We start from the raw sequence: 12758 nt of genomic DNA, 5'->3' as shown, positions 1-12758 counted from the left end.
CGGTGGTGACCATAAAAAAGCGAAGATTTATCTTCGCTTTTTTTATTACCGCTTAGTCAAAAATCACCGTCTTATTTGCGTATAGCAAAATACGATTTTCGATATGCCAGCTCACCGCTTTGGACAGCACCACGCGCTCTAAATCTCGCCCCTTCTGAATTAGGTCTTCAACTTGGTCACGATGCGAAATACGGTCGATGCCTTGCTCAATAATCGGACCTTCATCCAGCACTTCGGTCACGTAATGGCTGGTTGCACCAATCAATTTAACACCACGCTCAAAAGCACGATGATAAGGGCGCGCACCAATAAAAGCTGGCAAGAAAGAATGGTGAATATTAATAATGCGCTGCGGGTAACGTGACACAAAATCTGGTGACAGAATCTGCATATAACGCGCTAGCACGATCAAATCAATGCCGTAATCTGCAAACAATTTAAATTGCGCGGCCTCAGCCTGAGCTTTATTGTCTTTATTGACTTCAATATGGTGAAAATCAATGCCATAGAATTTAACTAAATTTTCGGTATCACGGTGATTACTAATCACTAACGGAATTTCACAGGCCAGCTCGCCGCTTTTGTGTCTATGCAACAAATCGGCTAGGCAATGGTCATACTGCGATACCATGATGGCAACACGCGTTTTATGCTGAGACAACTTAAGTTGCCACTGCATACTGAATTTGTTGGCAACCTCAGAGAATGCATGATTAAAGCTGGCTTCATCCAGATTAAAACCGGTGAGGTCCCATTCCACGCGCATTAAAAATAGATTATTTTCCGCATCTTGATGCTGGTCTGCGTGTAAAATATTGGCATTGTGCTGAAGCAAGAAATCAGCAATGGCTGCGACAATGCCTTTAGTGTCTGGGCAAGTAATCAGTAAGGTTGCAGTATTTTTCATAGTAAAAATTTATAATCTAGCTAATTCTGGCATTAAACGACGCCTAACTAACCGACAATATTTTTAAAGTTAATTATTTTAAAAGAAGCAATTATACCTGATGCGCTTAGCGCCTGATGCAATTTGAATGTGGATGATATATGAACACCGAGCAATCTACGCCTAATCAGCAAGTTCTGAACGAAATAACACCGAATGATGCTACGATCGTACTCGCTAACCCGCGCGGTTTCTGTGCAGGGGTTGATCGTGCCATTATTATTGTGGAACAGGCACTAGAGAAATTTGGTGCGCCCATTTATGTGCGCCACGAAGTTGTGCATAACAAGTTTGTAGTAGACGAACTGCGTGCAAAAGGTGCCGTATTTGTTGAAGAGTTGGATGAAATACCTACCGGCAGCATCGTGATTTTTAGCGCGCACGGTGTATCTAAAGCGGTAAGGGCGGAAGCAGAGTCGCGCGGCCTCACTGCCTATGACGCCACCTGTCCGCTGGTGACCAAAGTGCATATAGAAGTGGAAAAAATGCGCAAAGCCGGTATGGAAATCGTAATGATAGGGCACAAAGGCCACCCTGAGGTTGAAGGCACTATGGGGCAGGTTGAGCAAGCGGACAACAGCACCATCAATACCGGCATGTATTTGGTGGAAACTCCAGAAGACGTTGCTGCGTTAACTGTCAAAGACCCGAGCAAGCTGGCTTATGTTACGCAAACTACACTCTCCATGGATGATGCGGCACTGGTCATCAATGCACTCAAGGCAAAGTTCCCGCAGATTAACGCACCTAAGAGTGATGACATTTGCTACGCCACGCAAAACCGACAAGATGCAGTAAAGATTATGGCGCAAGACTGTGACTTAGTAATTATTGTGGGCTCACCTAACAGTTCCAACTCCAACCGTTTGCGCGAAGTAGCTAAAAACCAAGGCATTGAAGCCTATATGGTAGATAACGCTAGCTATTTAAAACCAGATTGGTTAATTAACAAGAAAAAAGTTGGGGTGTCTGCTGGTGCATCTGCGCCTGAAATATTGGTGCAAGAAGTTATCGCACAATTGCAAAGCTTTGGTGCCGGCCAAGTACAAGAATTACAGGGCGTGGTGGAGAGCGTAGTGTTTCAGTTGCCGAAGAACCTGACGAGCGCAGCTAAAACCAATTCAGCCAAGTCACCCTCTAACCATTAATGCAGCCCGCACCAACCTTGAAAACCTATAAAACCCCAGTTTCTGCACTTGTACTTATTTACACACCAGATTTAAAAGTATTGATTATGGAGCGTGCAGACAAAGCTGGGTTCTGGCAATCTGTAACCGGCAGTATCGAAGGTGACGAAACACCGCATCAGGCTGCGGCCAGAGAGCTAGCCGAAGAAACCGGCTTAGATGCAACACAATATACTTTGGAAGATTGGAACGTGTCTAATGTATATGAAATTTACCCTCACTGGCGCCATCGCTATGCTCCTGGCGTCACTGAAAACCGAGAACACTTATTTGGCTTGATGCTACCGAGCGCCTTGCCCGTTAAGCTAGCACCAAACGAACATTTGCAATATGAATGGGTCGATTGGCGCGAGGCTGCTAAACGGGTATTTTCATGGACAAACGTAGATGCATTAAGACGATTAGGTGAACGACATCAATTAACTTTAGGAAACATAGAATAAGTGCCTACGCGTGCAAATCACATCGTTGTGCGGTACTCGCAACCTCGATGTACAACTTGTACTATCTCGGCTTCTGCGTTCCGGACGCCTTGTGCTTCATACCGCTCGTCGACTTATTCCATGTTTCCGTTATAAAATATACGCTTTAGCGTGTGCACTTTTAGAAAATACTATGTCTATTGCAACCATACCAGCCGCCCCGATTAAATTCGAGAAATTTCAAGCGACAGACGACGCTGACTGTCAGCGCCGTATCATTGCCGCCAAAGAGAAATTAGGTAAACGCCTTGTTATTCTAGGTCATCATTATCAGCACGAGAGCGTATATCGTCATGCCGATTACACTGGCGACTCACTTAAACTGTCACGCTACACTGAAAACCTGGACGCTGAATACATCGTATTTTTAGGTGTGCACTTCATGGCTGAGGTCGCAGACATTTTAAGCCGCCCAGAGCAAATTGCAATTCTGCCTGACCTTGCCGCTGGCTGCTCGATGGCGGATATGGCCAACCTTGCTAAAGTTGAGCGCAGCTACCGTGAGCTTAACAAAGTACTTAACTTTGATGAGCAAATCACGCCAATTACTTATATTAACTCCGCTGCTGACCTTAAAGCGTTTTGCGGTGAGCATGGTGGCATTGTGTGTACCAGCACCAACGCGCCAAAAATTCTAGAGTGGGGATTCGCACAGCGCGAAAAAGTGCTGTTCTTCCCTGACCAGAACTTAGGCCGCTGGAGCGGTTACAAAATGGGCATCCCGCTAGAACAAATGCCAGTGTGGGACCCAGACCAACCGCTAGGCGGCTTAACCGTAGAGCAAATTAAGAATGCGAAGATTTTGCTGTGGAAAGGGCACTGTGCTGTGCACCAGATGTTCCGACTGCAGAACATAGAAAAATTCCGTGTCGAGCATCCAGATGGGTTCGTGATTTCACACCCAGAAGCGCCGTTTGAAGTTTGCCAGCACTCTGACTACGTAGGCTCTACTGAATACATCTTAAAAACCATCAGCGACGCACCTGCCAACACTAAATGGTTAGTAGGTACTGAATTAAACCTGGTAAACCGCTTGGCCGAGCAAATGAAGGCTGAAGGCAAGCTGGTACAATTCATGAGCCATGTAGTGTGCGAATGCTCTACGATGGCACGTATAGACCCACAACACTTGGCTTGGGTGCTGGAGAATCTGGTAGAGGGTAAAGTTGTAAACCAGATCAAAGTACCTGCGCACGAAGCTAAACTGGCGAAATTAACGTTAGATCGCATGCTAGCGGCCTCTTAAGCACGCATGCTCTTGCATACAACACCCTAGCCTAGCGATTTGCATTAAGAGGTATTTAAAAATTGACTTGTCCATTATGCGGCCCTACACCCCATGAAATCTTATGGCTAGATGACTTCTGCCGTGTGGTGTTGCTTAACGATGAAGATTACCCAGCTTATTGCCGTGTAGAGTTGCTAGAGCACGTTAAAGAAATGTCCGACCTGACACCGCAAGACCGTGCACGTGTGATGAAAGTAGTGTTTGCGGTGGAAACTGCGTTAAGAACAGCGTTTAACCCGGACAAAATCAATTTAGCCAGCCTTGGTAATAAAACCCCGCACATCCACTGGCACGTGATTCCGCGCTTTGAGCATGATAAACACTTCCCCAACTCGCATTGGGGACAAGCGGCACGTGAAAGCCACCCCTCGCTGCTTAATGCGCAAACTAAACAGGCCCTGGCTGACAATATGGGCACACTGATTGAGTGCGCACTTGGCTCTAGTTAAATTGCTAAAATTGACGCTTTACAGCAAACTAGCAATTTACTTAGCTTAGACCAACAAACGCTCAACTATTTTGCCATTGATTAAGTGGCTTTCAATAATTTCATCAATATCATCGTTATCGACAAAGGTGTACCACACAGCCTGCGGGTACACCACCATCACTGGCCCATCATTACAGCGGTCTAAACAGCCAGCACGGTTGATGCGCACTTTACCTTTACCATTCAAGTTCAGCTTTTTCACCCGCGACTTCATATGGTCAAAAGCCTGTTCAGCGCCATGGTCCATACAACAGGCGGCTCCGCCCTCACGCTGGTTAAGGCAAAAAAATACGTGGTGTTCGAAATGGCTAGTCATAATTTTCTCGTATCAATTTCACTGGCAACAACAGCACTTAAAAAGCCTGCATTACTCTGTAGCCAAGCTTTCTTCTTTGGTAAAGGTCCATGTTCTGGTGATGCTCAGCACGTCTATCTCTTTACGTACATCATCAGGAAACCTAGCGTAGGGCGCGCCTAGCTCAACAATATGCCGTGCTGCGGCATCCAGAACTTTATGCCCAGAACTGCGGTTGATTTCTACAGATTCAATGCTGCCATCGGCTTTTATAGATACCGTCATCTGTAATTGACCATATAGCTTTAGGTTTTTTGCAGCTTCTGGATAATTAAGGTTGCCAATTTTCTCTACTTTTTGGCGCCAGGCTTCTACATATAGCGCATAGCGATACTCCTGCGCGCGGCCTCCGACAAATTTGCGCTTGGGTCGTTTTTGATACTCATCCTGCTGCTTGGCAATCAATGCCTCCAAACGGTCCATCTCCAGCGCGGCGGCAGTAATATCCTGAATATTAACCTTCTTACTCAAATTCTCTTGAGGCGCGGTCTCGGCCTCGGTAGCACTCACCTTTTGCACCGGCTGAGATTCAACCTTATGCGCGGCTTCTAGCTGTGTCATTAATGCCTGCGCCTGCTTTTCCAGCGCAGCAACATTTTTCTTCGATTGCTTCTCTTCTGCTGGCTGCTCTGCCGATTTGGCTGCTTGCTTTGCGTTCACCACGGGTTTAAGCGTTACGTCTGCCTGCTGCTGCTTGAATGCAGGCAATGCGGTTTTCATCTTGCGGTCTAAATCTGTATTGCCGCCACGGTCTAAATTGGCTTGTGCATACACCTCGGTATTTTGCGGTTTTGACTTGGTTTTGGTATTAACCAACATCACCTCAAGTACTGGCAATTTATCACGAAACTTTTTAAGTTCAGGCTCAAAATGAATACTGAGAATGACCAAGTGCACCAGCAAAGAGATACTCAGCGCAATGGTCATCACACGCATTGTTTTAATTTTTACAATGAGTGATGCCAATGGGTTTAGCGCTGTTTTTGCGGGTTGCTTGCTCAAATGTTTACACTTCTTTTAACGCATCGAGCAATTTTTGGTGAATACCGCCAAAACCACCATTACTCATAATCAACACATGGTCCCCCGCAACCGCCACTTGCTTAATGGCCAGGATCAACTGGGTCAGATCGTCGTACACTTGGGTTTTATTGGCGATGGGCGCAAGTGCAGCTCCGGTATCCCAGCCTAAATTAGCTTGATAACAGAATACCAAATCAGCCTGCGCCAAACTGGCCGGTAGCGCGTTTTTCATCACACCCAGCTTCATGGTGTTAGAACGTGGCTCCAATACTGCCAAAATGCGAGCTGCACCTACTTTGGCACGCAAGCCGGCAATAGTGGTTTCGATGGCTGTAGGGTGATGTGCAAAATCATCATACACCACCACACCACGGCTCTCACCGCGCACTTCCATACGGCGTTTTACGTTTTTAAATTCGGTCAATGCTGCGATACTGACATCAACCGCAACACCTGCGTGGCGAGCTGCTGCAATGCTTGCTAGCGCATTCATGCGATTGTGTTCACCTAACAAGCCCCATGCTACATGCCCTTGCATTTGGCCTTTATAGATGACATCAAAACTACCGTCACCTTGTGCGTTAATCGCTTGCCAGTCGTCGTCAGTGCCAAACTTTTCTACAGGTGTCCAGCAGCCTTTATCTAGTACGCGTTGCAAGCTGCTTTCTTTACCATTAGCAACCACCAAACCCTGCTGCGGTACAGTTCTCACCAAGTGATGGAACTGCTTTTCAATTGCATTCAAATCTTCAAAAATATCAGCATGGTCAAACTCCAGATTGTTCAACACCGCAGTGCGTGGGCGGTAATGAACAAACTTGGAACGCTTATCAAAGAAGGCGGTGTCATATTCATCAGCCTCAATCACGAAGAATGGCGATACGCTGTTTTTATCTTGCACTGGCATTTGTGGCAAACGTGCTGACACTGAGAAATTCTCAGGCACCCCGCCAATCAGGAACCCAGGCGCCAAACCTGCATACTCCAATATCCACGCCAACATTGAGCTGGTTGTGGTTTTGCCATGCGTACCAGCCACGGCTAGCACCCACTTACCTTGCAGCACGTTCTCTGCCAGCCATTGCGGCCCTGAAATATACGGCAAGCCTTGATTTAAAATCGCTTCCATTAAAGGGTTGCCGCGCGACACCACATTACCAATCACATATATATCTGGATTAAGTGCGGTTTGCGATGGGTCGAAGCCCTCAATCAACTCTACGCCTTGTGCCTCTAGCTGTGTACTCATTGGCGGATAAACATTGGCGTCACAACCTGTGACTTTATGCCCTGCGGCTTTAGCCAGCACCGCAATACCGCCCATGAATGTACCGCAAATACCTAATATGTGAATGTGCATAAAGTTATTTCAAAAAATCGATTAAAAATTGTAAGAGCTGAACAATCCCTCTTACTAAATGGTGCGCACGTTCTTCTCCATTATTAAAGAGGAGATACGCGAAGAATGCTAGTAAGCTTAAACCCAATACCCAACCTAATAACCTTGCAAACTTACGCCTCTTATCACTGACAGGATGCTTTTTCTCCGCCGTCATTTCCATAAAGATAAAAGGCAAAATCAGAGGTAAAGCGGCAACAGTCATAACAATTAATAGAAAAAGAAGATTTTCCATATCCACTTACGCTAAGTTTGGCGCTAACCAACGCTCTAAATAGTCTTTAGTTAGCCCTCTACGCTTTGCCATATCTTCCAACTGATCTGTGCCAATTTTATCCACACTGAAATATTTACTTTCCGGATGTGCAAAATAGAAACCTGACACCGCAGCTCCTGGTGACATCGCAAATGATTCGGTCAATGCCATGCCAATAGTCTCCGCTTGCAGCAACTTAAACATATCTGGCTTAACCGTATGATCCGGGCAAGCAGGGTAGCCCGGTGCAGGGCGAATACCTTGGTATTGCTCTTTAATCAAGGCTTCTTTACTTAAGTTTTCATTCGGCGCATAGCCCCAGAAATCAACGCGCACGCGCTCATGCATATATTCAGCAAACGCTTCCGCCAGCCTGTCGGCCAAGGCTTTGAGCATGATGCTGCTATAGTCATCATGCGCGTCTTCAAACTTCTTCTCGTGCTTTTCAATGCCTAAGCCAGCGGTCACGGCGAACAAGCCGATGTAATCCGGCGTGCCTTTAGGTGCGATAAAATCGGCCAGACATTGGTTAGGGCGTGCGATGCCGTCAATCACAGGTTTTACGGTTTGCTGGCGCATACCGTAGTAGGTAAAGGCGATATTTTCACGTGTTTCATCGGTGTAGATCTCAATATCGTCATCCCCCGCACGATTGGCAGGATGCAATGCAACCACACCGTTGGCGGTGAGCCAGCGCCCATCGATGATTTTTTTCAGCATCAACTGCGCTTCATTGAACAACTTTGTGGCTGCATCGCCCACTACCTCATCTTTTAAAATAGCAGGGTAGAAGCCTGCCAAGTCCCAAGTCTGGAAGAATGGCGTCCAGTCGATGTATTGGGCAATGATGCTGAGGTCTGCATTTTTAATCTCACGGCGGCCGATAAACTTAGGTTTTACTGGCGCATCCTCACCTGCAAATGAAAGGTCGGCCATATTAGCGCGCGCTTCGGCGATAGTGAGCATAGGCGTGCCTTTTTTATTGGCATGCTGGGTGCGAGCTTTTTCGTAATCGGCCTGAATCTCCGCCAAATACGCACCGCGCGTTTCTGGCGTAAGTAAGTTTTGCATCACCGTTACAGAGCGTGAAGCATCCGCTACATAAACAATGGGGCCGTCATAATGCGGTGCAATTTTCACTGCGGTATGCGCGCGTGAAGTTGTGGCACCTCCAATTAACAATGGCATTTTCTGTTCTTTAAAGTACGGGTCGCGCTGCATTTCACGCGCAACGTGTGCCATTTCTTCCAGTGAAGGGGTGATCAAGCCGGACAAGCCGATGATGTCCGCATTCTCGGCTTTGGCCATAGCTAAAATCTCAGAGGCAGGCACCATCACACCCATATTCACCACCTCAAAGTTATTACATTGCAGCACGACGGAAACGATGTTTTTGCCAATGTCATGCACATCGCCTTTTACCGTTGCAATCACCATTTTGCCTTTAGGCTTGGCTACAATACCGGTACGTGCTTCATCCGCAGCTTTTTCTGCCTCAATAAACGGGATCAAGTGCGCTACAGCTTGTTTCATCACGCGCGCAGATTTCACCACTTGCGGCAGGAACATCTTACCTTGGCCGAACAAGTCGCCCACCACGTTCATACCATCCATCAGTGGGCCTTCAATCACATGAATCGGCCGGCCGCCAGCCGCAGCAACTTTTTGTCGGGCTTCTTCGGTGTCTTCTACAATAAATTCGGTGATGCCATGTACCATGGCGTGGCTCAGGCGCTTTTCAACCGGCACTGGATTTTCTGGGGTACCACGCCACTCCAGCGTCGCTGCCTCTTTTTTGCCGCCAGCCACTAGGGTGCTGGCAATCTCAATCATGCGTTCGGTAGCGGCTAGTGGATTATTAGGGTCAACCACACGGTTAAGCACCACATCTTCCACGCGCTCTTTGAGTTCAGCCGGCAGGTCGTCATACACGCCCATCATGCCGGCGTTAACGATACCCATGGTCATACCGGCCTTGATGGCATGGTATAAAAATACGGTGTGAATCGCTTCACGCGCGGGGTCGTTACCTCTAAAGCTGAAGCTCACGTTGGATACGCCGCCAGAAATTTTGGCATACGGCAGATGCTGTTTAATCCAGTGCGTCGCATTGATAAAATCAACCGCGTAGTTGTTATGCTCTTCAATACCCGTCGCAATCGCGAAAATATTCGGGTCGAAAATAATATCTTCCGGCGGGAAATCCAGCTCTTTCACCAGCAAATCATAAGCGCGCTTACAAATTTCAATCTTACGCTCAAAGGTATCGGCCTGACCTTTTTCGTCGAACGCCATCACAATGGCAGCGGCACCGTAGCGCTTACATAACCTCGCCTGACGTATAAACTCCTCTTCGCCTTCTTTCATGGAAATCGAGTTAACGACGGCCTTACCTTGCACACACTTTAAGCCTGCTTCAATCACTGACCATTTACTAGAGTCGATCATGATCGGCACGCGCGCGATATCCGGCTCTGACGCCACCAGATTCAGGAAGTGCGTCATGGCTTTAATCGCGTCCAACATGCCTTCGTCCATGTTGATATCGATGACCTGCGCACCGTTTTCTACCTGCTGGCGCGCCACGGTCAGCGCTTCATCGTACTGCTCGTTGATAATCAAGCGAGCAAAAGCTTTGGAGCCTGTTACATTGGTACGCTCGCCTACGTTCACAAATAGCGAATCGTCATCAACGACGAACGGCTCTAAGCCAGACAGCTTCAAAGTGCGTGGTAATACCGGCAACTGACGTGGCGGTAAGTCTTTAATTTCGTTATAAATGGCATTGATATGCGCGGGCGTGGTACCGCAGCAGCCGCCGGCAATATTTAAGAAGTTGCTCTGCGCAAACTCTTTTACCAAGCTTGAGGTAACGTCCGGCGTTTCATCAAAACCAGTGTCGCTCATTGGGTTGGGCAAGCCAGCATTGGGGTAAATACATACAAAAGTATCTGCAATCGAAGACAGCTCTTCTACATAAGGGCGCATTAAAGTGGCGCCTAATGCGCAATTCAAGCCGATGGTGAGCGGCTTGGCATGGCGCACAGAATGCCAGAACGCGGTTACTGTTTGGCCGGATAAAATACGGCCAGAAGCATCGGTCACCGTGCCTGAAATCATAATTGGCAGGGTATAACCTACCTCTTCAAAGAAAGCATCAATCGCGAATAGTGCGGCTTTACAGTTAAGTGTATCAAAAATGGTTTCTACCATTAAGATATCTGCACCACCTTCTACCAGCGCACGCGTTTGCTCCAAGTAAGCATTTACTAACTGATCAAAATTCACATTACGTGCAGCAGGGTCGTTCACGTCAGGTGAGATAGAAGCTGTTTTAGGGGTAGGGCCCAATGCGCCAGCCACAAAACGCGGTTTATCAGGCGTGCTGTATTTTGCACAAGCGGCCTTTGCTAACTTAGCTGCCTCTACGTTCATTTCATACACCAGATGCGCCATATGGTAGTCATCTTGTGCAACAGCCGTAGCACCAAAGGTGTTGGTTTCTATGATATCTGCACCAGCCGCCAGATATTTTTCGTGAATTTCTTGAATAATGCCTGGCTGAGTTAAGGTCAATAATTCGTTATTGCCTTTTACAAACAACTCACGCTCACCTGCAGGTGCCTTGAAGTCAACAAAGCGTTCACCACGATAATCAGCTTCTGTCAGCTTATATTGCTGAATCATGGTTCCCATCGCACCATCTAAAATCAGGATTCGCTGCGCTAATAAAGCACGTAATTGGGTTTCTATCGGGGAGGGTGTTAATTGAGCCATGAAAATCAGTCGTTAAAATTTTCTCAATTTTATCATGCAAGCATCAGGTTGCTAAATCTAGTTCTATACTTCGCCGCGTCTATATTGCACAGCCTCGGCAAGGTGCGCAGGTTTAATCTGAGCGTCTCCTGCTAAATCGGCAATACTACGCGCAACTTTTAAGATACGGTGATAAGCGCGTGCGGATAAATTAAGGCGTGATATTGCAGTTTTTAATAAAGCCAAACCTGCGGTATCAAGCTGACAGTGTGTCTCAATTTCAGCACTGCCAAGCGCAAAGTTCGCTTTACCTTGGCGTTGCAGTTGTATATCGCGTGCTTTTTCAACGCGGGCACGAATGGTCTCACTTGCTTCTGCATCCGCAGCTTTAGTAAGCTCATCCTCTTTTAAGGCCGCGACTTCTATATGTAAATCGATACGGTCTAACAGCGGGCCAGAAATTTTGCCTTTATATCGAGTAACCTGATCTGGTGTACAACGGCACTTATTGTTGAAATGCCCTAAATATCCACACGGGCAAGGGTTCATGGCGGCAATTAACTGAAATTGGGCTGGAAAATCAGCCTGACGTGCCGCACGCGAAATCGTGATATGGCCACTTTCCAAAGGCTCCCGCAGCACCTCCAGCACTTTACGGTCAAACTCGGGAAGCTCATCTAAAAATAAAACCCCGCGATGCGCCAATGAAATTTCACCTGGGCGCGGAACGCCACCACCACCCACCAAAGCCACGCCGGAAGCCGTGTGATGGGGAGCTCTAAATGGACGCCGCTTCCAATGCTCTATTTTATATTGTCCATTGAGCGACTGTAACGCAGCTGATTCGAGCGCCTCATCTTCTGCCATGCTAGGCAAGATGCCCACAAAGCGGCTTGCCAGCATACTTTTACCAGTGCCAGGGGGGCCGCTCATAATCACGCTATGACCGCCAGCCGCAGCAATCTCCAACGCACGCTTAGGGCCAGACTGCCCTTTCACCTCATTAAAATCAGGATAAATAATGGATTGCGCTTGGCGCTCTGCATCTAGTTGCACCAATAGTGTGCGCCCGCTTAAATGCGCGCACACTTCTAGCAAGTCTTTTGCAGGATAGATAACTGCATCATCCACCAATGCCGCCTCTAATGCGCTTTCGCTAGGTAAAATAAAGGCGCGCCCACTTTGATAAGACTTATAAGTCATGGCTAATGCGCCGCGAACTGGGCGCAACTCACCGGTTAACGCCAGCTCACCCGCAAATTCGTATTGAGATAGAGCCGCTGCTGGAATCTGGCCACTGGCCGCCAGTATACCCAATGCAATTGGTAAGTCGTAACGCCCGCTCTCTTTGGGCAAATCTGCAGGTGCCAAATTCACCGTAATGCGTCGTGCCGGGAATTCAAACTGAGCTGTTTGCAATGCCGCACGCACGCGGTCTTTACTCTCTTTCACCTCAGCCTCAGGCAAGCCCACTATTGTAAAGCTAGGTAAGCCATTAGCCAGATGCACCTCCACCACTACTTGTGGTGCATCCATACCGGTTAGCGCACGACTATACAATACGGCTAAGCTCATA

General features: G+C 47.5%; 11 protein-coding genes. 4 read left to right on the top strand and 7 right to left on the bottom strand.

Annotation, left to right across the window (positions count from 1 at the left end; translation table 11 throughout):
• Window positions 1-52: 52 nt before the first annotated feature.
• Window positions 53-907 (bottom strand): formyltetrahydrofolate deformylase, encoded by an 855-nt coding sequence (gene purU, locus VGD82_RS00395; protein ID WP_135276638.1) that lies wholly within the window; start codon window positions 905-907, stop codon window positions 53-55.
• A gap of 140 nt (window positions 908-1047) precedes the next feature.
• Between purU and ispH the strand changes: the two genes are divergently transcribed.
• The 4 genes from ispH (at window position 1048) to VGD82_RS00375 (ending at window position 4352) form a co-directional block, all read left to right on the top strand.
• Window positions 1048-2094, top strand: a complete 1047-nt coding sequence (ispH, locus tag VGD82_RS00390) for a 4-hydroxy-3-methylbut-2-enyl diphosphate reductase (protein WP_331018498.1) — start codon at window positions 1048-1050, stop codon at window positions 2092-2094.
• On the top strand, window positions 2094-2576 hold the full coding sequence (nudB, locus tag VGD82_RS00385) for a dihydroneopterin triphosphate diphosphatase (protein WP_331018497.1): 483 nt from the start codon (window positions 2094-2096) through the stop codon (window positions 2574-2576). The genes ispH and nudB overlap by 1 nt, the downstream gene beginning before the upstream one ends.
• Window positions 2577-2748: 172 nt before the next feature.
• Window positions 2749-3861, top strand: coding sequence for a quinolinate synthase NadA (gene nadA / locus VGD82_RS00380; protein WP_414684445.1), 1113 nt, complete (start codon window positions 2749-2751; stop codon window positions 3859-3861).
• A gap of 62 nt (window positions 3862-3923) precedes the next feature.
• On the top strand, window positions 3924-4352 hold the full coding sequence (locus VGD82_RS00375) for an HIT family protein (protein ID WP_331018496.1): 429 nt from the start codon (window positions 3924-3926) through the stop codon (window positions 4350-4352).
• 45 nt (window positions 4353-4397) lie between these two features.
• On the opposite strand, the gene VGD82_RS00370 is transcribed toward VGD82_RS00375, so the two are convergent.
• The 6 genes from VGD82_RS00370 to VGD82_RS00345 all read right to left on the bottom strand — a co-directional run bounded on the left by VGD82_RS00370 (window position 4398) and on the right by VGD82_RS00345 (window position 12757).
• Window positions 4398-4709, bottom strand: coding sequence for a (2Fe-2S) ferredoxin domain-containing protein (locus VGD82_RS00370; RefSeq protein ID WP_331018495.1), 312 nt, complete (start codon window positions 4707-4709; stop codon window positions 4398-4400).
• Window positions 4710-4760: 51 nt separating this feature from the next.
• Window positions 4761-5750: a TonB family protein gene (locus tag VGD82_RS00365; protein ID WP_331018494.1), complete on the bottom strand. Its 990-nt coding sequence runs from the start codon at window positions 5748-5750 to the stop codon at window positions 4761-4763.
• 4 nt (window positions 5751-5754) lie between these two features.
• On the bottom strand, window positions 5755-7131 hold the full coding sequence (mpl, locus tag VGD82_RS00360) for a UDP-N-acetylmuramate:L-alanyl-gamma-D-glutamyl-meso-diaminopimelate ligase (RefSeq protein ID WP_331018493.1): 1377 nt from the start codon (window positions 7129-7131) through the stop codon (window positions 5755-5757).
• Window positions 7132-7135: 4 nt separating this feature from the next.
• Window positions 7136-7405: a hypothetical protein gene (locus tag VGD82_RS00355; protein WP_331018492.1), complete on the bottom strand. Its 270-nt coding sequence runs from the start codon at window positions 7403-7405 to the stop codon at window positions 7136-7138.
• Window positions 7406-7411: 6 nt separating this feature from the next.
• Window positions 7412-11203 (bottom strand): methionine synthase, encoded by a 3792-nt coding sequence (gene metH / locus VGD82_RS00350; RefSeq protein ID WP_331018491.1) that lies wholly within the window; start codon window positions 11201-11203, stop codon window positions 7412-7414.
• A gap of 63 nt (window positions 11204-11266) precedes the next feature.
• Window positions 11267-12757 (bottom strand): YifB family Mg chelatase-like AAA ATPase, encoded by a 1491-nt coding sequence (locus tag VGD82_RS00345; protein WP_331018490.1) that lies wholly within the window; start codon window positions 12755-12757, stop codon window positions 11267-11269.
• Window position 12758 lies beyond the last annotated feature (1 nt).

This window comes from Methylotenera sp., assembly GCF_036401095.1.
GTDB lineage: Bacteria > Pseudomonadota > Gammaproteobacteria > Burkholderiales > Methylophilaceae > Methylotenera.
This window is presented reverse-complemented; position numbering and strand designations above follow the sequence as displayed.

Excerpts from the sequence above, each read along its gene's own strand:
- mpl (WP_331018493.1), bottom strand. The coding sequence starts at position 7,131 with ATGCACATTCACATATTAGGTATTTGCGGTACATTCATGGGCGGTATT.
- nudB (WP_331018497.1), top strand. The coding sequence starts at position 2,094 with ATGCAGCCCGCACCAACCTTGAAAACCTATAAAACCCCAGTTTCTGCA.
- VGD82_RS00355 (WP_331018492.1), bottom strand. The coding sequence starts at position 7,405 with ATGGAAAATCTTCTTTTTCTATTAATTGTTATGACTGTTGCCGCTTTA.
- ispH (WP_331018498.1), top strand. The coding sequence starts at position 1,048 with ATGAACACCGAGCAATCTACGCCTAATCAGCAAGTTCTGAACGAAATA.
- VGD82_RS00370 (WP_331018495.1), bottom strand. The coding sequence starts at position 4,709 with ATGACTAGCCATTTCGAACACCACGTATTTTTTTGCCTTAACCAGCGT.
- nadA (WP_414684445.1), top strand. The coding sequence starts at position 2,749 with ATGTCTATTGCAACCATACCAGCCGCCCCGATTAAATTCGAGAAATTT.
- VGD82_RS00345 (WP_331018490.1), bottom strand. The coding sequence starts at position 12,757 with ATGAGCTTAGCCGTATTGTATAGTCGTGCGCTAACCGGTATGGATGCA.
- metH (WP_331018491.1), bottom strand. The coding sequence starts at position 11,203 with ATGGCTCAATTAACACCCTCCCCGATAGAAACCCAATTACGTGCTTTA.
- purU (WP_135276638.1), bottom strand. The coding sequence starts at position 907 with ATGAAAAATACTGCAACCTTACTGATTACTTGCCCAGACACTAAAGGC.